This is a genomic window from Streptomyces sp. NPDC048604, assembly GCF_043199435.1.
In the GTDB taxonomy this organism is placed as follows: Bacteria; Actinomycetota; Actinomycetes; order Streptomycetales; family Streptomycetaceae; genus Streptomyces.
On sequence record NZ_JBICVX010000002.1, the window covers coordinates 336,917 to 360,487 of the forward strand.

The 23,571-nt window shown below is 72.2% G+C and carries 23 protein-coding genes; 10 read left to right on the forward strand and 13 right to left on the reverse strand.

All coding sequences use genetic code 11. The features are described 5' to 3' along the window. Window positions 1-62: 62 nt before the first annotated feature. A complete protein-coding gene (locus ACGFMM_RS05410; protein ID WP_393643351.1) occupies window positions 63-707 on the reverse strand; it encodes a permease prefix domain 1-containing protein in 645 nt (214 codons plus the stop codon). After that, on the reverse strand, window positions 704-1,045 hold the full coding sequence (locus tag ACGFMM_RS05415) for a helix-turn-helix transcriptional regulator (protein WP_393643352.1): 342 nt from the start codon (window positions 1,043-1,045) through the stop codon (window positions 704-706). Before ACGFMM_RS05415 ends, ACGFMM_RS05410 begins: the two co-directional genes overlap by 4 nt. A 98-nt stretch (window positions 1,046-1,143) precedes the next feature. On the opposite strand from ACGFMM_RS05415, the gene ACGFMM_RS05420 reads away from it, so the two are divergent. Further along, window positions 1,144-1,596, forward strand: coding sequence for a hypothetical protein (locus ACGFMM_RS05420; RefSeq protein ID WP_393643354.1), 453 nt, complete (start codon window positions 1,144-1,146; stop codon window positions 1,594-1,596). A gap of 16 nt (window positions 1,597-1,612) precedes the next feature. Here the strand turns inward: ACGFMM_RS05420 and ACGFMM_RS05425 are convergent, their stop codons facing one another. The 5 genes from ACGFMM_RS05425 to mce all read right to left on the reverse strand — a co-directional run bounded on the left by ACGFMM_RS05425 (window position 1,613) and on the right by mce (window position 9,239). Then, complete coding sequence (locus ACGFMM_RS05425; protein ID WP_393643356.1) at window positions 1,613-2,392, reverse strand: ABC transporter permease; 780 nt, start codon at window positions 2,390-2,392, stop codon at window positions 1,613-1,615. Window positions 2,393-2,395: 3 nt separating this feature from the next. Next, window positions 2,396-3,376 (reverse strand): ABC transporter ATP-binding protein, encoded by a 981-nt coding sequence (locus ACGFMM_RS05430; protein WP_393643358.1) that lies wholly within the window; start codon window positions 3,374-3,376, stop codon window positions 2,396-2,398. A gap of 83 nt (window positions 3,377-3,459) precedes the next feature. Continuing rightward, window positions 3,460-4,398, reverse strand: a complete 939-nt coding sequence (locus ACGFMM_RS05435; RefSeq protein ID WP_393643360.1) for a cellulose-binding protein — start codon at window positions 4,396-4,398, stop codon at window positions 3,460-3,462. Between the two features lie 114 nt (window positions 4,399-4,512). Beyond that, window positions 4,513-8,589, reverse strand: a complete 4,077-nt coding sequence (gene scy, locus ACGFMM_RS05440; protein ID WP_393643361.1) for a polarized growth protein Scy — start codon at window positions 8,587-8,589, stop codon at window positions 4,513-4,515. Window positions 8,590-8,798: 209 nt separating this feature from the next. Further along, window positions 8,799-9,239: a methylmalonyl-CoA epimerase gene (mce, locus tag ACGFMM_RS05445; protein ID WP_393643363.1), complete on the reverse strand. Its 441-nt coding sequence runs from the start codon at window positions 9,237-9,239 to the stop codon at window positions 8,799-8,801. A gap of 137 nt (window positions 9,240-9,376) precedes the next feature. On the opposite strand from mce, the gene ACGFMM_RS05450 reads away from it, so the two are divergent. After that, entirely contained in the window at window positions 9,377-10,579 is a 1,203-nt protein-coding gene (locus tag ACGFMM_RS05450) for an acetyl-CoA C-acetyltransferase (protein ID WP_393643365.1), read from the forward strand. 34 nt (window positions 10,580-10,613) lie between these two features. Continuing rightward, window positions 10,614-11,570, forward strand: coding sequence for a methylmalonyl Co-A mutase-associated GTPase MeaB (meaB, locus tag ACGFMM_RS05455; protein ID WP_393643367.1), 957 nt, complete (start codon window positions 10,614-10,616; stop codon window positions 11,568-11,570). A 77-nt stretch (window positions 11,571-11,647) separates the two neighbouring features. Here meaB and ACGFMM_RS05460 read toward each other — a convergent pair whose 3' ends face one another. The 4 genes from ACGFMM_RS05460 to ACGFMM_RS05475 form a co-directional block, all read right to left on the reverse strand. Next, window positions 11,648-12,124: a MarR family winged helix-turn-helix transcriptional regulator gene (locus ACGFMM_RS05460; protein ID WP_393643369.1), complete on the reverse strand. Its 477-nt coding sequence runs from the start codon at window positions 12,122-12,124 to the stop codon at window positions 11,648-11,650. Between the two features lie 129 nt (window positions 12,125-12,253). Beyond that, window positions 12,254-13,039 (reverse strand): AIM24 family protein, encoded by a 786-nt coding sequence (locus tag ACGFMM_RS05465; protein ID WP_393643370.1) that lies wholly within the window; start codon window positions 13,037-13,039, stop codon window positions 12,254-12,256. Beyond that, entirely contained in the window at window positions 13,036-13,686 is a 651-nt protein-coding gene (locus ACGFMM_RS05470; RefSeq protein ID WP_393643372.1) for an AIM24 family protein, read from the reverse strand. Before ACGFMM_RS05470 ends, ACGFMM_RS05465 begins: the two co-directional genes overlap by 4 nt. After that, window positions 13,686-14,324 (reverse strand): AIM24 family protein, encoded by a 639-nt coding sequence (locus ACGFMM_RS05475; protein ID WP_393643374.1) that lies wholly within the window; start codon window positions 14,322-14,324, stop codon window positions 13,686-13,688. The genes ACGFMM_RS05470 and ACGFMM_RS05475 overlap by 1 nt, the downstream gene beginning before the upstream one ends. A 177-nt stretch (window positions 14,325-14,501) precedes the next feature. Here ACGFMM_RS05475 and ACGFMM_RS05480 point away from each other — a divergent pair, with 177 nt between their 5' ends. From ACGFMM_RS05480 to ACGFMM_RS05510, 7 genes are all read left to right on the forward strand, one after another. After that, window positions 14,502-14,846, forward strand: coding sequence for a DUF3817 domain-containing protein (locus tag ACGFMM_RS05480; protein ID WP_393643375.1), 345 nt, complete (start codon window positions 14,502-14,504; stop codon window positions 14,844-14,846). After that, window positions 14,843-15,139 (forward strand): MTH1187 family thiamine-binding protein, encoded by a 297-nt coding sequence (locus tag ACGFMM_RS05485; RefSeq protein WP_393643377.1) that lies wholly within the window; start codon window positions 14,843-14,845, stop codon window positions 15,137-15,139. The genes ACGFMM_RS05480 and ACGFMM_RS05485 overlap by 4 nt, the downstream gene beginning before the upstream one ends. 166 nt (window positions 15,140-15,305) lie before the next feature. Continuing rightward, window positions 15,306-15,995 (forward strand): hypothetical protein, encoded by a 690-nt coding sequence (locus tag ACGFMM_RS05490; protein ID WP_393643379.1) that lies wholly within the window; start codon window positions 15,306-15,308, stop codon window positions 15,993-15,995. Next, a complete protein-coding gene (locus tag ACGFMM_RS05495) occupies window positions 15,992-16,675 on the forward strand; it encodes a DUF4166 domain-containing protein (protein ID WP_393643381.1) in 684 nt (227 codons plus the stop codon). Before ACGFMM_RS05490 ends, ACGFMM_RS05495 begins: the two co-directional genes overlap by 4 nt. Next, on the forward strand, window positions 16,672-17,310 hold the full coding sequence (locus tag ACGFMM_RS05500; RefSeq protein WP_393643382.1) for a TetR/AcrR family transcriptional regulator: 639 nt from the start codon (window positions 16,672-16,674) through the stop codon (window positions 17,308-17,310). The genes ACGFMM_RS05495 and ACGFMM_RS05500 overlap by 4 nt, the downstream gene beginning before the upstream one ends. Window positions 17,311-17,520: 210 nt before the next feature. Further along, a complete protein-coding gene (locus ACGFMM_RS05505) occupies window positions 17,521-19,344 on the forward strand; it encodes a glycosyltransferase family 2 protein (RefSeq protein WP_393643384.1) in 1,824 nt (607 codons plus the stop codon). A 3-nt stretch (window positions 19,345-19,347) separates the two neighbouring features. Beyond that, on the forward strand, window positions 19,348-21,300 hold the full coding sequence (locus ACGFMM_RS05510; protein ID WP_393643386.1) for a galactose oxidase-like domain-containing protein: 1,953 nt from the start codon (window positions 19,348-19,350) through the stop codon (window positions 21,298-21,300). Window positions 21,301-21,345: 45 nt separating this feature from the next. On the opposite strand, the gene ACGFMM_RS05515 is transcribed toward ACGFMM_RS05510, so the two are convergent. Both ACGFMM_RS05515 and ACGFMM_RS05520 read right to left on the reverse strand, forming a co-directional pair. Further along, window positions 21,346-22,374 (reverse strand): glycoside hydrolase family 6 protein, encoded by a 1,029-nt coding sequence (locus ACGFMM_RS05515; RefSeq protein ID WP_393643388.1) that lies wholly within the window; start codon window positions 22,372-22,374, stop codon window positions 21,346-21,348. 108 nt (window positions 22,375-22,482) lie between these two features. After that, entirely contained in the window at window positions 22,483-23,439 is a 957-nt protein-coding gene (locus tag ACGFMM_RS05520; RefSeq protein ID WP_393643390.1) for a TetR/AcrR family transcriptional regulator C-terminal domain-containing protein, read from the reverse strand. Between the last annotated feature and the right edge of the window lie 132 nt (window positions 23,440-23,571).

Genomic DNA, 23,571 nt, shown 5'->3' on the forward strand with positions numbered 1-23,571 from the left:
CGAGTGAGGAGCCTATCGCCGCCTGGACGGTTCCATGGAGCCGGAAAAGCGGAAGCGGTCCGTCACGGACCCGTGGGGAGGTGTGCGCAGCGGCGGCAGGCCCGGGAGGCGGCGGCCAGATGGGCGTGGCAGACGGCCATGAGTCCCGCGGCGGCCGCGGCCAGGGGCCAGTTCGCCGTGAGGGCGGCGGCCAGGGTGAGGGCCAGGGCGCTCAGGGCCAGGGCCGTGGCCGCCGTGGTGCCCGTCCAGGCGACCAGGAGCGGCAGCCGGTCGGGTACGGGCACATGGCGGGAGAGCGGTCCGGTGGCGGCCAGCAGGACCGCGGCGGCCAGGGCCGTGAGCGCCGCCACGCCCGCCAGTGGGACGAAGACCAGCCGTGCCGCGTGCCCGGCGGCGAGCTCGGCCGCGTACCGGCACAGGAACAGCAGCGGGACCAGCAGCAGCACCGCGCGGGCGGTCCGGCGGGCCTGGGCGACCGTCAGCTCGCGCTGGAAGCCGGGGGCGAGTTCCGACGGCGTGCCGAAGTCCCGGATCGCCGCCCGGGTCGCCTCGTCCCGGGCCGTGCCCGGGGACTGGTCCCGGACCGCGTCCTCCAGGCCCTCGCGCAGTTCGCCGAGGAGCCGGGCCTTGGCCCTCGCCGGGCCGTGCAGGGCGGACGCCAGTTCGGCCAGGTGGGCGTCCAGGAGGGCGTTCCCGGCCGGCCTCATGTCGCGTGGCCCGGGGCGCGCGGCGGCTCCAGGACCGCGCCGATCGCCGCCGTGAAGGCGCGCCAGGTGGTGCGCTCCTCGTCCAGGCCGCGGCGGCCGGCGTCGGTGAGCTCGTAGCAGCGCCGCTTGCGCTCGCCCTCCGACTGCCAGGTGCTGCGCAGCAGCCCCAGCCGCTCCAGGCGGTTGAGAGCCGGGTAGATGGTGCCCTTGCGCAGCTCGAGCACGCCGTCGCTGCGCTCGTGCACCGCGGTGATGATCGCGTAGCCGTGCAGCGGGCCCGCTTCCAGGACGGACAGCAGCAGTCCGTCGAGATGCCCGCGTACCGCATCCGTCTTCATGGTCAGGCAGCCTACCCAAGCGGAGGGTCCGCGTGATAGGTCTCTGGGTGGCCCATTTGGATTGGCAGCCAATCTATCCGTGACGCAAGGGACCCCCCGTGACCAAGCTGCTGCTCTCGCTCCACGTCCTCGCCGCGATCCTCGCCATCGGCCCGGTCGCCGTCGCCGCCTCGATGTTCCCGCGGTACGGCGCGGCCGCCCCGGCCGGCGGCGGTGACGGGACGGCCGGGATCCTGCACCGGATCTGCCGCGGCTACACGTACGTCGGGGTCGCCGTGCCCGTCTTCGGGATCGCCACGGCCGGGCAGATGGGCGTCCTCACCGACGCCTGGCTGCTCGCCTCGATCGTCCTCACGATCGCCGCCGCCGTCCTGCTCCTGGCCGTGATCCTCCCCGGGCAGGAGCGGCTCCTCGACGACCGGGACGCCGGCGCCGACCGCCGCTCCGGGCTCGTCAAGCGGCTCCACATGACCACCGGGATCTTCAACCTGCTGTGGGCGGTCGTCGTCGTCCTCATGATCGTCCGCCCCGGCTCCACCACCGGGGCCTGAGGGCTACGCGTCGCGCCTACGCGTCCCGCTTGCGCAGCACCAGCCAGCCCCCGGCCAGCGCCGCCGCCACCCAGAGCACCATGATGCCGAGGCCGGCCCAGGGGCCGTACGGGGCCTCCTCCTGGTCCAGTGCGTTCGGCAGCACCTGCATGATCTTGGAGCCGGCCTGGTCCGGGAAGTACCGGGCCACCTCCTTGGCCTTCGGCACCGCGGACAGGATCTGGGAGACCAGGAAGAAGAACGGCACCAGGATGCCCAGCGACAGCATCGACGAGCGGAGCATCATCGCCACGCCCATCGAGAACGCCGCGATCAGCCCCATGTACAGGCCGCCGCCGATCACGGCCCGCAGCACGTTGTCCGCGCCGATCGTGGTCCGGTGCTCGCCCAGCAGGGCCTGGCCCAGGAAGAAGGTCAGGAAGCTCGTCGCCATGCCCACGACCAGGGCGAGCAGCGCCGCCACGGCGACCTTGCTGAACATGAACGTGGCCCGCTGCGGCACCGCGGCCAGCGAGGTGCGGATCATGCCGGAGGAGTACTCCGTGCCCACCACCAGCACCCCGAACACCACCATCGCCAGCTGCCCGAGGACCATCCCGGAGAAGCTCACGAACGTCGGGTCGAAGGTCGCCTGCTCGGCGACCGAGAGGTCGTCGAAGGTCGAGTTGAGCAGCGCGGACAGCGCCGCGCCCATCGCCACCGTCACCACGAGCGCGCTCGCCAGCGTCCAGATCGTCGAGGAGACCGTACGGATCTTGGTCCACTCGGACTGCAGGACCGCGGGTACCGATGCCATCGTTCAGGCCCCCTTGTAGTTCTGGCCCCAGTGCGGACCCGGCGCCGCGGGCGGCTGGTCTCCGCCGCCGTGCGCGACCGTGCCGTGCGCGTGGTACTCCACCGCCGCCGCCGTCATCTGCATGAACGCCTCCTCCAGGGAGGCCTGCTGGGCGCTCAGCTCGTGCAGCACCAGATGGTGCGCCGCCGCCAGCTCGCCGAGCTTCTCCGTGGTCGTCCCGTCCACCTCGAGCGTGCCGCCGCCGGCCACCACCGGCTGGAAGCCGTTCTCCCGCAGCACCTCGATCAGCCGCTCGTGCTGTGGAGAGCGCAGCCGTACGTAACTCCGGGAATTCTGCCGAATGAAATCCGCCATCGAGGTGTCCGCAAGCAGCCGCCCCTGCCCGATCACGATCAAGTGATCCGCGGTCAGCGCCATTTCACTCATCAGATGGCTGGAAACGAAGATCGTCCGGCCTTCCGCGGCCAGCGCCTTCATCAGATTGCGGATCCAGTGAATTCCCTCGGGGTCCAGACCATTGACCGGTTCGTCGAACATCAGGATCTCCGGATCGCCGAGCAGTGCAGAGGCGATTCCCAGCCGCTGACCCATGCCCAGCGAGAAACCTTTCACCTTCTTCCGCGCCACCGCCGTCAGACCCACCAGATCGAGCACCTCGCCGACCCGGCTCGCCGGGATCCGGTTCGCCTGGGCCAGACAGAGCAGGTTGTTGTACGCGTTGCGCCCGCCGTGCATCGCCTTCGCGTCAAGGAGCGCCCCGATGTACTTCAGCGGCTCCTCGAGCTCCCGGTAGTGCCGCCCGTCGATCCGGACCGTCCCGCTCGTCGGGTTGTCCAGATCGAGCACCATCCGCATCGTCGTCGACTTGCCCGCACCGTTCGGCCCCAGGAACCCGGTGATCATGCCGGGCCGCACCCGGAAGGAGAGATCGTCGACCGCCGTCTTCGCCCCGAACCGCTTCGTCAGCCCCTCGAGCTCGATCATGCGTACCAAACTAAGGGCGCGAAAAACCCCCCGCCACCGCAGTGACGGAGGGTTCCTCGCCGATCTGTTCCGCAGGCGCGGGGTTACCGGGACTGCTGCGCCGGGACGCCGCGGGTCACCGGCTCGTCGTCCGCCGGGGAACCGGCCGCGGCCACCGCCGCGCCGGTCAGCGTGGCCAGCATCTCGCGGACGTTGGTCAGCTGGGCGTTGATGGAGTCGCGGCGGTTCGTCAGCGCGGCGAGCTCGCGCTCGGATTCGCTGCGGATCCGGTCCGCCTTGGCGTTGGCGTCGGCCACGATGTCCTCGGCCTGACGCTGCGCGGTCTCCACCGTCTGGCGGGCGCGGCGCTCCGCGTCCGTACGCAGCTTCTCGGCCTCCAGGCGCAGCTGCTCGGCGCGGTGCTCGATCTCCGCGAGGCGCTTCTCGGCCTTGGCCTGACGGGACGCCAGGTCGCGCTCGGACTGCTCGCGGCGCTTGGCCAGGTTGGTCTCGAAGTCCGCGGCGGCCTGGGCGGCCTTGGCGCGGGTCTCCTCGAAGAGGGCGTCCGCCTCCTCGCGCTTGGACTGCGCGTCCTTCTGCGCCTCGGCGCGCAGGTTGTTGGCCTCGCCCTGCGCCTTCTCGACGATCCGGACGCCCTCGTCCTCGGCCTTCGCCTTGCGCTCGGAAGCGAACGACTCGGCGTCGTTGCGCACCTGCTGGGCGGCCGACTCGGCGAGCTCGCGGTGCTGCTCGGCGGCGCGACGGGCCTCCTCGCGCAGGTCCTTCGCCTCCTCCTCGGCGAGACGGAGGATCTTCTCGACGCGGGCGCCGAGGCCGGCGTAGGACGGCTCGGCGTCGGTGACCTGCGCCTGGGCGTTCTGCGTCTCGAGGTGCAGCTCCTCGATGCGCTTCTCGAGAGAGGTGATCCGGGCCAGAGCACTGTCACGGTCGGCGACGAGCTTGGTAATGCGGTCGTCCACCTGACCGCGGTCGTAACCACGCCGCACGAGCTCGAAGCCGAAGGGGGAGGAAGTGTCGCTCATGGGGTTCCTGTCGAATGAGACCGGTGAGGTGTTAGGGGGAATCCTAGGGGTCGAAGCGGCGTGTCATCGAGCGTATGCCCGTTTGATCTGGAGAATGTCCAGCCTTTTGAGTGGCTAGCCCTCGGAGGGCTTGCCACTCGAACGTGTGGCTCCCGCGGAGGCGCCCGCCTTGACTCCATCCTTCGAACCCGTGGACGGAGCCTCGAAAGACTCCAACGCCTCCAACACGTCCTGGACACGGGAGATCTCGGCCTGGATGTCCTCGCGCCGGCGCACCAGCACATCCAGCTCGCGCTGCCCCTCGGAGATCATCTTCTCCGACTCGCGCTCCGCCTCCGCCTTGATCCGCTCCGCCTCGGCGACGAGCGAGGCCTTCTTCTGCTCGGCCTCCTTGAGCAGCGCCTCGGCCTTCCTGACCGCGGCGATCCGGACCTTGCTCGCCTCCGAAGTCGCGTCGGAGACCAGGTCCTTGGCCTTCCTGTCCGCGTCCTCGCGCTGCTCGGTCGCCGCCTTGACCAGCTTGTCGACGCGCTCGCCGGCCGTCTTCATCTGCTCGGCCGTCTCGCGCCGCGCCCGCTCGTGCAGCTCCTCGATCTCGCCCTCGACCCGGACCCGCAGCTCCTCGCCGCGCTCCCTTATGGCCGTCGCGTCGCTGCGCGCCCCGACCAGCAGCTCGTCCGCGTCCGCACGGGCCTTCTCCACCAGCGAGTTGCCCTCGACGGTCGCCTCCCCGACGATCCGGTCGGCCTCCTTGCGGGCCGCGCCGACCATCGTGTCCGCCTGCGTCTCCGCCTCGGTGGTGGCGCGCAGCGCCTCCTCCTGGGCCTTCGCCATGAGCTGGTCCGCCTGCTCGGCCGCGTCCGAACGCTTCTTGGCGCCGGCCTCCCGGGCCTCGTCGAGCGTACGGTCCGCCTCCGCCCGCGCCTCGGAACGCAGCTGCTCGGCGGCCGCCTCCGCGTCCGCCTTCACCCGCTCCGCCTCGACGCGGATCCGCTCCGCCGCCTGCTGCGCCTGGCCCACCGTCTCGGCGGCTTCGGCCCGCAGCCGCTCCGCCTCGTCCGCGGCCTCCACGGCCATCCGCTCGGCCTCGCCCGTCGCCTCGGCGACGAGCTGGTCGGCCTGCTCGGCGGCGTCCGCGCGCCGCTTGTCCGCCGTCTGCCGGGCCTCGTCGAGGACCTGCTCCGCATCGGCCAGCGCGGCCACCCGCAGCGCCTCGGCGTGCGCCTCGCCGTCCCGCTTGACCTGCTCGGCCTCGGCCCGCAGCCGCTGCGCGTCCTGCTCCGTCGTGGACTGGAGCTCCGCCGCCTCCGCGAGGATCCGCTCGGCCTCCGCCGTCGCCTCGCCGACCAGCCGGTCCGCCTGCTCCGCCGCGTCCGCGCGCCGCTGGTCCGCGGCCTGCCGCGCCTCGTCGGCGAGCTGCTCGCCCTCGGCCCGCGCCGCCGACAGCAGCTCGCTCGCCTCCGACCGGATCCGGTTGGCGTCCTCCCGGGCCTCCGCCCGGGTGCGCGCCGCGTCCTGCTCGGCCTGCGCCAGCGACTCCGACGCCTCGGTGCGGATCCGCTGGGCGTACTCAGCGGTCTCCGTCTTCAGCCGGTCCGCCTCGGCGATCGCGTCCGCGACCGTCCGCTCGGCCAGCGACTTCGCGGCCTCCGCCTCCTCCGAGGCGCGCTCCCGGACCCGGTTCGCGTCCTCGGTGGCCCGCTCCCGCTCCGCGTACGCGTCGGAGCGGACCCGGTCCGCCTCCTCCTGCGCCTCGGTCTTCGTGCGCTCCGCGGCGTGCTCGGCGGCGCTGCGCAGCCCGGAGATCTCCTCCTCGGCCTGCTCGCGCAGCCCGGAGACCGAGTCCCGCACCTCCTGCGCGGTCTGCTCGGCGGCGCCGACGGTCTCGGTCGCCCGCGCGTCGGCCTCCTCGACCAGCCGGTGCGCCTCGGTCTGCGCCTCCTCCACCCGCTTGCGGGCGGAGGCCAGCAACTCCTCGCTCTGCTCCCGGGCCTGGGCCCGCTCGCCGTCCGCCTCGGTACGGGCCGACGTCAGCGTCTCCTCGGCCTCCCGGCGCCGCCGGTTGGCCTCCTCCTGCGCCGCGGACAGCGCCTCCGCGGCCTCCGCCGCGACCCGCTCGGCCGCGGAGCCCGCCTCGGCGCGCACCCGGTCCGCGGTCTCCTGCGCCTCGGACTTGAGCCGCTCCGCCTCCGCGGACGCCTCCGTCCGCAGCCGCACCGCGGCGTTCTCGGCCTCGGCGCGCGAGGCCGAGGCGTCCGAGGCGGCCTCGGTGCGCAGCCGTTCGGCCTCCTGCTCGGCCTGCGCCTGCAGCGTGCCGATGCGCTCCGCCGCCTCGGCGCGCTGCCGTTCGGTCTCCTCGGCCGCCTCACGGCGGATCCGCTCGCTCTCCGTGCGGGCCTCGCTCAGCTCCCGCTCGGCGTTCTCCACGCGGGTCTCGGCCTCGGAGTGCAGCCGGGTCAGCTCGTCCGCCGCCTCGGCGCGCCGCGCCGCGGCGGCCCGTGCGGCCTCCTCGCGCGTGCCGGCCGCGTCCCGCTCGGCCGCCGCCTTCACCGACTCGGCCTGCTCCTCGGCCTCGGCGCGCAGCCGGTCCGCCTCGGCGCGGGTGCGCTCCAGGGTCTCCTCGGCCTGGGTGCGCAGCGTCTGGGCGCGCTCGACCGCCTCGGTCTTGACCCGCTCGCTCTCCGCGGCCGCGCCGGTGCGCAGCTCGTCCGCGTCCGCCTTCGCCTTGGTCAGCAGCTCCTCGGCGGTCTTCGCCGACTCCTCGATCTGCTGCACGCCCTCGCGCCGGGCCTCGCCGCGGATCTTCTCGCCCTCGGCGATCGCCTCGGCCCGCAGCTGCTCGGCCTCGCCGCGCAGCCGGCGCGCCTCCTCCTGCAGCTCGACCGTCTTGGCGCGGTAATCCTTGGTGTCGTCCTTCGCCGAGCCGAGCAGCTCGTCGGCCTGCTCCTCGGCCTGGGCGCGCAGCCGGTCCGCCTCGGACTCGGCCTCGCGGCGGATCCGCTCCGCCTCCTCGGACGCCTTGCGGGTGGTCTCCCGGGCGTCCTCGGACGCCTTGGTGAGCACCTCCTCGGCGTTGCGGGCGGCCTTGGCGAGCTGGGCGGCGGAGTCCTCGGCGGCGGTCGTACGGGCGTTCTCCGCCGCCTCCGCGACGACCTTGTCGGCCTCGGCGGTCGCCTCGCGGAGCTTCTCCTCGGCCTCGGCCTTGAGGGCCTCCGCCTCCTTGGTGGCCTCGCCGACCAGCCGGGCGATCTCCGCCTTGGCCGTACGGGTGCGCTGCTCGTTGGTGGACTCGGCGGACGCCAGCTGCTTGGCCGCCGCGTCCTTCGCCTCGGAGACGGTCTGCTCGGCCTCGACGCGCGCCTCGCGCAGCCGTACCTCGGCCTCCTGCAGCCGCGTCTCCGCCGTACGGGACAGTTCGGTGGCCTGCTGGCGGGCGGCGTCGGTCTCCACGGTGGTGGACGAGCGCAGCTGCTCGGCGTGGCTGGTGGCCTCCTGGGCCTGCGTGGAGGCGGCGTTGAGCAGCCGTTCGGCGTCCTTGCGGGCGCGCAGCAGCAGCGCCTCGGCCTCGGCCCGCGCGCTCTCCGCGTCGGTGGTGAGCCGGTGGCGGGCCTCCTCGGCGAGCCGGGCGGCCTCCGCGCGGGCGGCGCCGAGCGACTGCTCGGCCTCGGCGCGGGACTCCTCCATCAGCCGGCGGGCCTGGGACTCGGTGCGGGCGCGCAGCTGCTCGGCCCAGGCGACGTTCTCGTTGACGTGCGCCTCGACGGTCTGCCGGCGCTCGTTCAGCTCCTGGTCGAGCCGCTGCCGGCGCTGCACGGCCTCGGCGTGCAGTTCGGCCTGGAGCCGGGCCTGGTGCTCGGCGTGCTCCTGGAGGATGCGCTGGGTCTGGGCGCGGGCCTCGCGCAGCTCCCGCTCGGCGTCGACGCGCAGCTGGTCGGCCTGCATCTGGGCGGTCCGCAGCATCTGCTCGGCCTGGTAGCCGAGGTCGGCGCTGTCGTACGAGGAGGGCCGGGACGCGATGGTGCGGCGCGCCTCGTGCAGCTTGGCGCGCAGCACCTCGACCTGGTACCCGAGGTCCTCGGCATGCTGGACGGCCTTCTCCCGCTCGGTCTTCAGCCGCTCCATCTCGGCTTCGAACCGCGAGAGATGGTCGTCTTCAGCCCGGTGGCTCTCCTGGCGTTCGTAGCCCCGCACTGCGCGGTCCCATCCTTCCCCGAGCTCTTCGAGCAGGGGATACCCCAACCCTGGTCGCGATGTCTCAGGAGCGGTGTTCGCCGGCGAACGGCCGCCCCCCGGGAATGGTGGCAGATCGGATACCCCGACTTCGACGGCCGCGCACTGCGCGCGGCCCCGACCGGCCCCGGCCCGGAGCCGCCCACTCTACCGGGCCAGGAATCCGGAGGTCAGTGCTCCGCCGAGCCGGGCTCGGCCGAGGTGACGAGTTCCGTGAGGACGCCGTGGCAGTCCTTGGGGTGCAGGAAGGTGATCCGGGACCCCATCGAGCCGATGCGCGGCTCGTCGTAGAGGACCCGTACGCCCTTGCCCCGGATGTCCGCGGCGGCCCCGTCCACGTCGGCCGTGCCGAAGGCGATGTGGTGCACGCCCTCGCCGTTCTTGGCCAGCCACTTCGCGACGGTGGAGTCCTCGCGGGTGGGCTCCAGGAGCTGGAGGTACGAGGCGCCGCCGTCGGAGGTCTCATTGATCTTGAGCATGGCCTCGCGGACGCCCTGCTCCTCGTTGACCTCCGTGTGGAAGACCTCGAAACCGTACGTGGCACGGTAGAACTCGACAGTCTTGTCGAGGTCGAAGCAGGCGATCCCGATGTGGTCGATACGCGTCAGCATTTCTCCAGTGCAGCGCCTGAGCACTGGTTACGCAACGTGCGCGCCGTCACACCGGCTCGCCGGTGACCGTGCCCGGTACCGCTCAGTACTGTGGCGGTAAACCCTCGTTCACCTCTCATCCCAAGGGGCTGTGCCTCATGTCTGGAACGACCGGTACCACGTCAGTGATCGTCGCGGGCGCCCGCACGCCCATGGGACGCCTGCTCGGCTCCCTCAAGTCCTTCTCGGGCGCGGACCTCGGCGGCTTCGCCATCAAGGCCGCCCTCGACCGCGCCGGCATCGGCGGCGACCAGGTCCAGTACGTGATCATGGGCCAGGTGCTGCAGGCCGGCGCCGGCCAGATCCCGGCCCGCCAGGCCGCCGTCAAGGCGGGCATCCCGATGAACGTCCCGGCGCTCACCATCAACAAGGTGTGTCTCTCCGGCCTGGACGCCATCGCGCTGGCCGACCAGCTGATCCGCGCCGGCGAGTTCGACATCGTGGTGGCCGGCGGCCAGGAGTCCATGACCAACGCGCCGCACCTGCTGCCGAAGTCCCGCGAGGGCTACAAGTACGGCGCGATCGAGATGCTCGACGCGATGGCGTACGACGGTCTGACCGACGCCTTCGAGAACGTCGCCATGGGCGAGTCCACCGAGAAGCACAACACCCGCCTCGGCATCCTCCGCCCCGAGCAGGACGAGATCGCCGCGCTGTCGCACCAGCGCGCCGCCGCCGCGCAGAAGAACGGCATCTTCGAGGCCGAGATCACCCCGATCGAGATCCCGCAGCGCAAGGGCGAGCCGGTCGTCTTCTCGAATGACGAGGGCGTTCGCGCCGAGACCACCGCCGAGTCGCTCGGCAAGCTGCGCCCGGCGTTCGCCAAGGACGGCACCATCACCGCCGGCACCTCCTCGCAGATCTCCGACGGCGCTGCCGCGGTCGTCGTGATGAGCAAGGCGAAGGCCGAGGAGCTGGGCCTGGAGTGGATCGCCGAGATCGGCGCCCACGGCAACGTCGCGGGCCCGGACAACTCGCTGCAGTCGCAGCCGTCCAACGCGATCCAGCACGCCCTGAAGAAGGAGGGCCTGGGCGTCGAGGACCTCGACCTCATCGAGATCAACGAGGCCTTCGCGGCCGTCGCCGTCCAGTCCATGAAGGACCTCGGCGTCACCCCGGAAAAGGTGAACGTCAACGGCGGCGCCATCGCGTTGGGTCACCCGATCGGCATGTCCGGCGCCCGTGTGGTGCTGCACCTGGCGCTGGAGCTCAAGCGTCGCGGCGGCGGCGTCGGCGCGGCCGCGCTGTGCGGCGGCGGCGGTCAGGGCGACGCGCTGATCGTCCGCGTCCCGGGCAAGTAACCCTCACGCCTGTCACGTAAGGAGCAGCGAGCACATGGTGGACGTCCCCGCACTGGTCGCCCAGGCACGGGAGGGCCGGCCGCGCGCCGTGGCCCGGCTGATCTCGCTCGTGGAGGGGGCGTCCCCGCAGCTGCGCGAGGTGATGGCCACGCTGGCGCCGCTCACCGGCGGCGCGTACGTGGTCGGCCTGACCGGCTCGCCCGGCGTCGGCAAGTCCACGTCGACGTCGGCGCTGGTCACCGCGTACCGCAAGGCGGGCAGGCGGGTCGGCGTCCTCGCCGTCGACCCGTCGTCCCCGTTCAGCGGCGGCGCGCTGCTCGGCGACCGGGTCCGGATGTCGGAGCACGCCTCCGACCCCGGGGTCTACATCCGCTCCATGGCGACCCGCGGCCACCTCGGCGGGCTCGCCTGGGCGGCGCCGCAGGCCATCCGCGTCCTCGACGCGGCGGGCTGCGACGTGATCCTGGTGGAGACCGTCGGCGTCGGCCAGTCGGAGGTGGAGATCGCCTCCCAGGCCGACACCAGCGTGGTCCTGCTGGCCCCGGGCATGGGCGACGGCATCCAGGCCGCGAAGGCGGGCATCCTGGAGATCGGCGACGTGTACGTGGTCAACAAGGCGGACCGGGACGGCGCGGACGCGACGGCCCGGGAGCTGAACCACATGCTGGGCCTCGGCGAGGCGCGCGGTCTGGGCGACTGGCGCCCGCCGATCGTCAAGACGGTCGCGGCCCGCGCCGAGGGCGTGGACGAGCTGGTCGAGGCGCTGGAGAAGCACCGCGCCTGGATGGAGGAGCACGGCGTGCTCACCGAGCGGCGGGCCCGCCGGGCGGCCACCGAGGTCGAGACGATCGCGGTCACCGCGCTGCGGGAGCGGATCGGCGACCTGCACGGCGACCGCCGCCTCGACGCGCTGGCGCAGCGGATCGTGGCCGGCGAGCTGGACCCGTACGCGGCGGCGGACGAGCTGGTGGCGGGCCTGACGGGCAACTGACGGCCCGTACGGACACACGAAGAGCCCCTGTGCACCGGCACAGGGGCTCTTCGTACGTGTCGGCCGCGGCCGCGGGGCTACGGCTTGCCGCGGACTCCGCGCAGCTGTTCGGCGACGGGCTTGAGGGACTCGTGCAGGTCCGTCAGCGCCGCGGAGGTCAGCAGGTCGATGAAGTGCTTGCGCACCGACTCCACGTGGTGCGGGGCGACCTTGCGCATGGTCTCCATGCCCTGGTCGGTGAGCACGGCGTACAGCCCGCGCCGGTCCGACTCGCAGTTCTCCCGGCGGACCAGTCCCGCGTTCTCCATGCGGGTGATCTGGTGCGAGAGCCGGCTCTTCGACTGCAGGGTGGCGCCGGCGAGGTCGCTCATGCGCAGGCGGTGGTCGGGCGCCTCGGAGAGATTGACCAGGATCTCGTAGTCGTTGTTGGTCAGCCCGAAGGGCTGCAGATCCTTCTCCATCTGGTACGTCAGCATTCTGTTGACGTCCAGGTACGTGCGCCAGGCACACTGTTCCGCGTCGGTGAGCCAGCGGACGGCCGTCTCGGTCTCCATGTATGGATTCTACCTAAGAAGTTGAATACTGGACGAACTGTCGGAGTGTGACGCCGGGCACCCGGGCCCCCGCTCCCGGCGCGCACGTTCGAAAACGTTCGAGGGGCGTCACACTCCGCAGACTACCGCTCACAGCCCGAAGCGACGCTGGAGGTCCCCCAGCTGTCCGGGAAGGCGCGGTACGCCCCCCGGTGCGCCCTGCGGAGAATGGCCGGAACCGTGCTGTCCGGGAACTCCCGGCTGGTTCGGTGTGTGGCCCGTCGCCTGCTCCGGCAACAGTGTCTCGGTCGACTGCAGGAGCACCGTACCCGCACCCACGAACTCGAACTGGTGCTCCTCGCCGGAGACCCCGCCGAGCCCGGTCAGCGCCCGTACGCCGCCCATCACGCCGGTCATGTAGCCGTGGTCGTAGTGGTGGCAGGGCGAGGGGCAGTCCGCCCAGCCGACCAGCGCCTGCGGATCCACCCGCAGCGGCGGCTCCATGAACACCACCGGCCCGTTCGAGGCGGCGACGAACTTGCCGGTCCCGATGAGCGTCACGAACCCGGGCACGATCGACTGCTTCAGCGCCAGGGTGGGCTGGTAGGCCAGCAGGTTCCCCGACCGGATCGTCAGATTGCCGTTGTCCAGGTCGAACGAGTTCACGTCGAAGGCGCGGTCCGCGAGCAGCATCTTGCCCTGGCCCTCGGCCACCACCCAGTCGCCGGCGTGCAGCGGCGAGTGGAACGACGTCCGCACCAGCCGGTCGAGCCGGCCGTGGCCGATGCCGTTGAACTCGATCCGCCCGTAGTAGGCGATCATCTTGCCCTTCTGCAGGAACCACTGGGAGCCCTTGAGCTCCACGCAGAAGGTGTACGCGTTGACGTTGTCGTCGACGGGCAGGGTGTGCGGGTCGAAGATGACGGGGGCGCTCACAGCTTCTCCTCCGAGGCCTGGACGTACACCGTGCCGCTGCCGCTCAGTTCCAGCTGGAACGCCTCGCCGGAGCCGCGGCCCACCATGTCGCGCCAGCCGAGCGCGGTGGAGAGCTTGTTGCGCACGTCGCCGGAGTGGGCGACGTACGCCTGCGGGTCCACGTGGACCGGACGGTTCGGGGTGATCGGCAGCTCGATCACGCCGCCGTGGGCCATCACGGCGACCTCGCCGTGGCCCTTGAGGGTCGTGGTGAACAGGCCCTGGCCGGTGACCTGGCCGCGCACCATGCCCATCACGCCGCCCTGCGACCCCATGAACATCGTGCCCTGCTGCAGCGCGCCGTCGAAGGCGAGCAGTCGGTCGGCCTCCACGTACAGGGTGTCGCCGGTCAGCCGGACCACCTGGATGTGGTGGCCGCCGTGCCCGAACATCACGGTGCCGCTGCCCTCCACGGTCATCAGCGGCGTCGCCTCGCCCGCCACCCGGCGGCCGATCATCGACATCACGCCGCCCTGGCCGCCGCTGATGTTCGGCGTGAAAGCGACCTCGCCCCGGTAGGCCAGCATCGCCCCGCGCTGGCTGAACATGCGCTGTCCGGGGACGAGGGTGGCCTCGACCATCTTCGAGTTGACCTCGCGGAACGGCATCAGACGTCGCCCCCGATCGTGTTCCGCTCGCTGGGCTGCACGTACACGAGACCGTCGCCCTCGAAGCGGATCTGGAAGGCCTCGCCGCCGCCCTCGCCGAGGAACGTGCGGAAGGTCACGCCGGACTGGAAGCTCTGCTGGAGGTTGCCCTGGTGCGCCACGTACGCGCCCGGGTCCACCGAGAGCGGGTAGTCGCGGGACACGCGGAGCACGACGGCCGGGCCGTCGGACATGATCGCGGCCTGGCCGGTGCCCTCCACGGTGGTGGTGAAGAGCCCGTTGCCGGTCGCGCCGCCGCGCAGGCCGGTGAACGAGGTGCCGGTGCGCAGTCCGGCGTCGGTGCAGAGCAGGTTGCTGGCCTCGACCCACAGCTTGTCGCCGTGCAGGTTCACCAGGCTGATCTCGGAGGCCCGGTCCGCGAACCAGCACGTGCCCTGGCCCCGCACCTCCATGACCTCCATCTGCTCGCCGGTCAGCCGGCGGGTCACCATGCCGCGCAGGCCCTCGCCGCCGCCGGACATCTTCTTGAACGCCATCTGGCCGTCGTAGGCGACCATCGAGCCGTTCTTCGCCTTGACGGCGTCGCCTGTCATGTCGATGGCGAGCACTTTGCTGCCTTGGAGTCGGAACGTAGCCACGGGAGGACGGTACTGGGCGACTCGGACATCCGAACAGGGCCCCCGGAACGATCCCGACCCCGAGAAGTCCCGGGGGCGTCCCCGGGTGCGGGCCCCGGCTAAAGGAAGGGCAAAGTCGGCTGTCACAATGAACGGGCCCTTGTGCATCCATTCACAAGATCAAACGAAGGTGCCCCCGTGGACATCAAGACCGCCTCCTCCCTCCACCGTCTCCGGCTCGTCTCCGCGCCCGAGGCCGTCTCGTTCCTGCTGCTGCTGGTCTGCTCGGTGCTCAAGCGCACCACCGAGTTCAACGCGGTGCCGGTGATGGGCGCGATCCACGGCATTCTCTTCATCCTGTACGTGCTGTTCTGGCTGGACGCCTGGAACCGCACCAAGTGGAGCTTCAAGACCGCCGCGCTGTACTTCGTCCTCTCCGTGGTGCCGTTCGGCGGCTTCTTCGCCGACCGCAAGCTGAAGCGTGAGGCCGAGAACGCCGTGATCGCCTCCCGCGCCCGCAAGGAGAGCGTGGTCGAGGCATGATCGTCGCCTTCTCCGTCACGCCGCTCGGCGTGGGCGAGGACGTCGGCGAGTACGTCGCCGACGCCGTCCGCGTGGTCCGCGAGTCCGGCCTGCCGAACCGCACGGACGCGATGTTCACCTCGGTCGAGGGGGAGTGGGACGAGGTCATGGACGTCGTCAAGCGCGCCGTCGCGGCCGTCGAGGCCCGCGCCCCGCGCGTCTCCGTCGTCCTCAAGGCCGACATCCGTCCGGGTGTCACCGACGGCCTGACCTCCAAGGTCGACACGGTCGAACGACACCTCGCCGACGGCTGACGCCCGCTGCGCGATCCGAAAGAGCCCCCGGTCCTGCTGGACCGGGGGCTTTTTCGTGCCCTGCGGTTGAGCGAGTGCTCAAAGTCGGCTACCTTCCCGTTGAGCAGTCGCTTTGAGCAGTCGCTCAAGTGGGCTGGGGCCAGGCGGGACAAGGGGGAAGAGGGCCATGGGGCTCTATATCGAGACGCACATCCGCGCCGGCATGGAGACGCTCTGGGAGCGGACCCAGGAGCCGGCCGAGCACCAGCGGTGGGATCTGCGGTTCACCGAGATCGACTACCTGCCGCGCGTCGCCGACGAGCCGCAGCGGTTCCGCTACGCCACCCGAGTCCTGCCCTTCCTGGCCGTCGCCGGCACCGGTGTCTCCGCGGGGGAGCGCCACCGGGCCGGCGGCGACCGGGTGTCCGCGCTGCGGTTCGCCTCGCCGCATCCGCTCTCGCTGCTCGCGGAGGGCAGCGGGTACTGGCGGTACGTGCCGGGGGACGGCGGGGTCCGGTTTCTCACCGGGTACGACTACCGGCCCCGGTGGGGACGGTTCGGGGCCGCGGCCGACCGGCTGCTGTTCCGGCCGCTGATGGGCTGGGCGACCGCCTGGTCCTTCGACCGGCTGCGGCTCTGGTGCGAGGACGGGATCACGCCCGAGCGGTCCCGTACGTACTGGCAGCTCGAACTCGCCGTGCGCGCCCTGGCCGTCGTGCTCTGCGCCGCCGTCCACCCCTGGGCGCTGCTCCCCGGGCTCGCCGCCGCCGTCCTCGTACCGCCCTCCTCCCGCACGCCCGCCGCCCGGCGCTGCCTGCGGACCCCGCCGCCCAAGACGGCCGCGCCGCGGCTGCTCGCCACCCTGGAGCACCGATGACCTCGATCTTCCGGACCGCCATGGGCGACGCCGAGTTCGGCCGGCTGCACCCGCAGCTCCAGCGCCGCTTCTCCGTCGGCCTCGACAGCGGCGAGGCCTGCACCGGCCGGGGCGTCATGGACCGGATCTGGCACGGCCCCGCCTTCGTCAAGCCGTTCCTCGCGCTCGGCGGGGTGCGCAACATCCTCGTGCCGCGCACCGGCCGGAACGTCCCCTTCACCATCGAGAACGTGCCGTACGCCGACTCGTACGGCCGCGAGACCGTCACCTTCGTGCGCACCTTCGCACTGCCCGGCGGGCCGCGCCGCTTCGACGCCACGATGATCCACAGCCCCGAACGCGACTGTGTGCTCGACTACCTCGGCACCCACCAGCACCTCGCCAGCGATCTGCACCTGTCCGCCGAGCCGGACGGCTCGCTGCTCATCCGCTCCGGCGAACACCGCTTCCGCGAGGGCCCGCTGGACGTCCGGGTGCCCGAACTCATCGGCGGCGAGGCCGAGGTGAGAGAGTCGTACGACGAGGCCGCCGGCCGGTTCCGGATCCGCGTGCGGGTCGTCAACCGGTACGCCGGGCCGCTGTTCGGCTACGAGGGCTCGTTCACCGCCGCGTACCACGACGTACGCTCCCACGGGGTGCGCGCCGGGCTGCGCCCCGTGCGCGAGGAGGTGCGGGTGTGAGCCGCGAGACCAAGGAGAAACTGCTCGAAGGGGCGTTGAAGACGCTGACCGAGCAGGGCATCGCCAAGACGTCGGCGCGGTCCGTCGCCGCGGCCGCCGGGGTCAACCAGGCCCTGGTCTTCTACCACTTCGGCTCCGTCGACGAACTCCTCGCCGCCGCCTGCCGGTACGGCTCCGAGCAGCGCGTCGCCCGCTACCGCGACCGGCTCCAGGAGGTCCGCAGCCTCACCGAACTGCTCGCCGTCGGCCGGCAGATCCACGCCGAGGAGCAGGCCGCCGGCCATGTCGCCGTGCTGGGCCAGCTGCTCGCCGGCGCCCAGACGCACCCCCGGCTCGCCCCGGCCACCGCGGCGGGGCTGGAACTCTGGATCGCCGAAATCGAGAGGGTGCTCGTCCGGGTCCTCGGCGACAGCCCGATCGGCCCCTTCACCGACCCCGCCGGGCTCGCCCGCGCGGTCGCCGCCTCCTTCGTCGGCCTCGAGCTGTACGAGGGCGTGGACAAGGCCGGAGCCGAGGCCGCCCTCGGCGCCCTCGAACAGCTCGGCACGCTGATGACCGCGCTGGAGGAGCTCGGGCCGGTCGCCCAGAAGGCGGTGCGCTACACGCTGCGCCGGCGCGGCGCCGCGCAGACCTGAGGCGCCCTCACCTCGCCGCGTCCGGCTTCGGACGCGGCGTCGAACTCTCTGCTCCAGCGCCGCGCTCAAACCCCTGCGACCCTCTGCTCCGGCGCCGCGCTCAAACCTCCGCGCTGTGAAACCCCTCGCTCGGACGCCTCCAGTCGACACGTCACGAAATCTCCACTTTCGTTGGCGTATCGGTCGACCCACTCGACAGCTGGAGGCACCGTGCGGCCGCAAGGCTACGACTACGACACCTACAGCCGGCTGGCCGGGCCGCTGACCGAGCCGCCGGCCGGCCCGGGCTACCGGGTGCAGTACCGGAGCCTGCTGTCGAAGGAGCCGCACCGAATACGAGCCGTCCTCCTGATGAGCCTCGCGCCGGTCCTCTCCGCGCTGCTGCTGGTGTACCTCGTCTGGCCCGGCCACTGGACCGTCCGCGAGGGCGGGGCCCGCTGGCTCGTCGCCCTCGACACGGTGATGCTCGTGTCGATCGGTCTGATCTGCCTCTTCATGCTGATCAACGTCACCTCGGTCGCCCACGCCACGATGGTCGCCCGCGACCCCGTGCCGGTACGCCCGCAGCAGGGGACCCGGGTCGCCTTCCTGACGACGTACGTGCCCGGCAAGGAGCCGCTCGGCATGGTCCGGGCCACCCTGGAGGGCGCCGTACGGATCGCGCACGACGGCCCGCTGGACGTCTGGCTGCTCGACGAGGGCGACGACGCCAGGGCCAAGGCGCTCTGCGCCGAACTCGGCGTCCGCCACTTCACCCGCGCCGGCGTCCCGGAGTGGAACCGCGAGAAGGGCGTCCACAAGGCCCGCACCAAGCACGGCAACTACAACGCCTGGCTCGCGATGCACGGGAACCACTACGAGTACTTCGCCTCCGTCGACACCGACCACGTCCCGCTCCCCGGTTTCCTGGAGCGGATGCTCGGCTACTTCCGCGACCCGGACGTCGCCTTCGTCGTCGGCCCGCAGGTGTACGGCAACTACACCGCCCCCGTCACCAAGGCCGCCGAGTCCCAGCAGTTCCTCTTCCACGCGCTGATCCAGCGCGCCGGGAACCGGTACCACGCGCCCATGTTCGTCGGCACCAACAACGTCGTCCGGATCGCCGCCCTCCAGCAGATCGGCGGACTGTACGACTCCCTCACCGAGGACATGGCCACCGGCTTCGAACTGCACCGCCGCAAGAACCCCCGCACCGGCCGGTACTGGCGCTCCGTCTACACCCCCGACGTGCTCGCCGTCGGCGAGGGGCCGGCCTCGTGGACCGACTTCTTCACCCAGCAGCTCCGCTGGTCCCGGGGCACCTACGAAACCCTCTTCAAGCAGTACTGGAAGGCGCCCTTCCGGGTCCCGCCGGGCCGGCTGCTCAACTACTCGCTGATGCTCGTCTACTACCCGATGACGGCCGTCAACTGGTTCCTCGGCATCCTCAGCTGCGTCCTGTTCCTCTGGCTGGGCGCCTCCGGCACCCAGGTCTCCTCCACCGTCTGGCTGATGATCTACAGCGACGCCGTCGCCCTGCAGATCGGCCTCTACGTGTGGAACCGGCGGCACAACGTGTCCCCGCACGAACCCCAGGGCTCCGGCGGCCTCGCCGGGATGATCATGTCCGCGCTGTCCGCACCGATCTACCTCACGTCGCTCGGCTCGGCGCTGCTGCGCACCCGGGGGCGTTTCGTCGTCACCCCCAAGGGCGGCGAGTCCAGCCCGGACCGGCTGTCCACCTTCCGCATCCACCTGTACTGGGCGGCCGTCCTCGTCGCCTCACTGCTCGCCTCCGTCCACTACGGCCACACCCACGCGGCGATGCGCACCTGGGCCGTCCTCGCCCTGGTCATCTCGCTCGCACCGGTCGCCGTCTGGACCTGGAGCAGCGTCCGCCGGCGCCGCTCCCTGCGGCTGCGCGCCGAGGCCCGCGCCCGAAGCCGGGCCCGCGCCCGCGCCGACGTCCGGGAGGGCCTCGGCCTGCCCGGCGCCGGAGCCCCGGCCGCGCCGGCGGGCCCTGCCACCGCGCCCACGACCACCGGAGGGAACTGAGACATGGCCTACCGGCCGTCGGACAGGCTCAAGAAACAGTTGCTCGGCGGCGGGGCGGTACTGCTCCTCGCCGGGCTCAACGCTCCCGCCGCGGTCTCCTTCGCCACCGAGAAGTACCACGCCTACAAGATCGCCCAGCCCGGCTACAAGGCGAAGTACGGCTCCTGGCAGGGGCTCGACGTGCCCCCGGGCTTCCGGGTCAACGCCATCCACGCCGCCCTGCTGCACACCGGCAAGGTGCTGCTGATCGCCGGGTCCGGCAACGACCAGAAGAGGTTCGACTCCGGCACCTTCGAGACCATCCTGTGGGACCCGGCGAGGAACACCTTCAAGAAGATCCCCACCCCCGAGGACTTCTTCTGCGCGGGCCACTCCCAGCTGCCCGACGGCCGGCTGCTGGTCGCCGGCGGCACCGCGCGCTACGAGATCCTCGACGGCGAGGTGAAGAAGGCCGGCGGCCGCATGCGGGTCAAGAACGAGAGCCCCGACAAGGCCGTCACCCTGAAGAAGGGCACCGTCTTCCGCTCGGGGTCGGGCGTCGAGTACGTCTCCAAGTTCGACGTCACCGTGCCCAAGGCCAAGCGCAGGTTCGAGATCTCGTTCTTCGAGAGCGGCCGGGTGAAGCCCTGGAAGACCAAGGTCACCGCCGCCGAGGCGCGGGTCTTCGTGGAGGCGCGCGAGGCCGGCCCGCAGGGCCTGACGACCGAGGCCGCGCAGTACGAGGTCGTCGGCCTCAAGGGCAAGGACGCCGACAACGTCTACGGCCTCGCCCAGAAGCTCACCACCGAGAAGCAGGACTTCCAGGGCATCAAGGCGGCCTACGAGTTCGACCCGAGGGCCGAGCGGTACGTCCCCGTCGCCCCGATGAAGGAAGCCCGCTGGTACCCGACGCTGGTCACCCTCCAGGACGGCCGGGTGCTCGCCGTCTCCGGGCTCGACGACATCGGCGACGTCGTCCCCGGCGACAACGAGATCTACGACCCGAGGACGAAGAAGTGGGCCAAGGCCCCCTTCCGCTACTTCCCGACCTACCCCGCGCTCTTCCTCACCCAGGGCGGCAAGCTCCTCTACACCGGCTCCAACGCCGGCTACGGACCGGCGACCAAGGGCCGCGCGCCGGGGCTGTGGGACCTGAAGACCAACACCTTCACCACGCTCCGGGGGCTCACCGACGCCGACCAGCTGGAGACCTCCGCCTCCCTGGTGCTGCCGCCCGTCCAGGCGCAGAAGTTCATGGTCCTCGGCGGCGGCGGGGTCGGCGAGTCGCCGCTGTCCACCGCCCGCACCTCGATCATCGACCTGTCGAAGCCGGGCGCGGCCTTCGCCGACGGCCCCGCGCTGCCGCAGGGCACCCGCTACCTCAGCAGCGTCCTGCTGCCCGACGACACCGTCTTCACCACCGGCGGCTCCGAGCAGTACCGGGGCCGCAACGGCAGCGACATCCTCAAGGCCCAGTTCTACGTGCCGAAGGACAACGCCCTGCGGGCCGCCGCCGACCCCACCGTCGGCCGCAACTACCACGCCGAGGCGCTGCTGCTGCCCGACGGCCGGGTCGCCACCTTCGGCTCCGACCCGCTCTTCGACGACGCCGACAACACCAAGCTCGGCACCTTCGAGCAGCGGGTGGAGATTTTTACCCCGCCGTACCTGCACGGCGGCGGACGGCGCCCGGCGCTCGGCGACGGTCCCCAGGAGCTCGACCAGAACGGCCGGGCCACCTTCCGCACCGCCGACGCCGCCCGGATCACCGCGGCCCGGCTGATGCGGCCCAGCGCGGTCACCCACACCACGGACGTCGAGCAGCGCTCGGTGGCCCTCGCCCTGACGAAGTCCGGGCACTCGGTCACGGTGGAGGCCCCCCTGGACCGGACGCTGGTGCCGCCCGGCTGGTACATGCTCTTCGTCACGGACGCGGAGGGGACGCCGTCGCAGGCGAAATGGGTACGCGTGGACTGACCGGCTCTTTCCGGCGTCAGCGCTTCATGCATGGGCCTCGGCGCGTCAGGTCCTCGCGCGGCGGGCCAGGCCCAGGGCGTACTCCGGCCACCAGGTGCCAGCGGCCGGGCCGCCCCGGCAGGTGCCGTCCGACTCGCCGGGCCGCTTGATCCACAGGTACGCGTCCACCAGCGGATCGCCGGTCCGGACGGTCGGCGGCGTGCCGAGCGCCCGGCCCGGCGGATTGCACCACGCCTCGTCCCCCTCGCCGGGCAGCGGACCCTGGCCGTTGCGGCTGGTGTCGACGGTGTAGTGCGCGCCGCCGAGCCGCCCCGACAGCTCGGCGCCGAAGCCCTGGACGGCGTCGTTCGTCTGGAAGTTGGAGACGTTGAGCGCGAAGCCGTCGGCCTGGGCCACGCCCGCCCGGCGCAGCGGCTCGACCAGTCGGCCCGCGTCCTTGATCCACGCCGGGTTGCCCGCGTCCAGGTAGACCCGGGTGTTCGGCTGGCGCTTCAGCCGCTCGACGGCGCCGGAGAGCAGTGCGTAGCGCTCGTCCTGGTACTGGGCCGGGGTGCAGCCGTCCACGAGGTGCGGCACGGCGTCCGGCTCCAGGACCACCAGCGCGGGGGCGTCGCCGAGCGCGTCTGCGAAGGCGTCGATCCACTCCCGGTACGCGGCGGCGTCCGGGGCGCCGCCCGCCGAGTACATGCCGCAGTCGCGGTGCGGGATGTTGTACGCGACGAGCACCGCGGTGCGTCCGGCGGCCTTCGCGCCCCGTACGACCTTGGCGATGTCCGGTACGGGGTCGTCATGGGCCGGCCAGTCGGCGACCGGGCGCTCCGAGATCCGCCGCAGCACCCTCGCGTCCTCGGTACGGCCCTGCGCCCGGTACCGCTTCACCTGGCGCGCCGCCTCGCTGTCCGGGTCCACCCAGAACGGCGAGCCGCCGCCGGGCTGCGCGGCCGAGCCCGTCTTGGCGACCGGCGGCCCGACCGGGCCCCGCTGCTCGGGGGCGTCGGGCTCGCCGCAGCCGGCGACGGCGAGCAGCAGCGCGGTGGCCAGGGCCAGGGCGGCGACGGCGGTACGTCCGGGCATCCGGCCCCCAGAGACGAGACGAGTCAAGATCGGGTCGAACCGGGTCATCGTCACATACCGCCCGGTCGACGCCCGGGTGCGACGCGACACCGGCCGCGGCGGAGTGCCTCAGCCGGCGGAGGGCTCGTCGAGGAGCGGGGCGAGCCCGTCGAGGAGGCGCTGGAGCCCGAACTCGAAGAGGGCGTCGAGGTCGAAGTCGTAACCGGCCTCGGTGAGACGGGAGACCGAGGGGAACCGTCCCGACGCCAGAACCGCCAGGAGCGCGGGCTCCTGGGCGTCCATCCACTCCTCGCCGTCGAGACCGCTGTGCGCCTCCGCCTCCCGCTCCGACTCCAGGTTGACGGCCATGCCGCGGGCGTAGTTGAGCAGCGTCAGGTGCGCGGTGAAGGCGGTGTGCAGATCGAGTCCGTGCGCGTGCAGCGCGGAGAGGATCCACTCGCTGTACGGCAGCGCCGAGGCGATCACCTGCGGGCGGGTCATCGACATCGCCGGCGCCAGCCACGCGTGGCGGCGGAACAGGCCCCAGAGCCGCCGGGCCGCCAACTCGACCGTGTCCCGCCAGCCCGCCGGCGGGTCGGCGGGCAGCGGATCCGCCCCGATGACCACGTCCATCATCCGCGTCAGCAGGTCGTCCTTGTCGGCCACATGCCGGTACAGCGACATGGTCGCCACCCCGAGCTCGGCGGCCACCCGGCGCATCGAGACCGCGGCCAGCCCCTCCTCGTCGGCGACGACGACCGCGGCGGCGACGATCCGCCCGAGCGTGAGCCCGGCGGGACCCGCGCCGGACAGTCCGCCCGTGCGCGGGACGGCTGCGGGACGGGCGCCGCGCACCGGCCGACTCGGCGTCTCCACCACCGTCCCCACACCGGGAACGGCGCGGACCAGGCCCTCGCGGCGCAGCTCGGTCAGCACCTTGGTCGCGGTCGCCATCGCGACCCCCCACTGCCGGGTGATCTCCCGCGTCGAGGGCACCCGATCGCCCGGCGCCAGCTCACCCGTCTCGATCCGCCGCCGCAACTCCCCGACGATCTGGCCGTAGCGCGCCCCCGCCTGTCCGCTCACCGACACCCTCCGCACTAGTGCACCTGGATGGTCGTCATCCTAGCGTGCGAGGGGGCGGAGGCGGTGGCGGCCGACCCCGCGCTCACGCTCTGCGTACTAGTGCACAAGGCCCCAATACCCGTTACCAGGCAG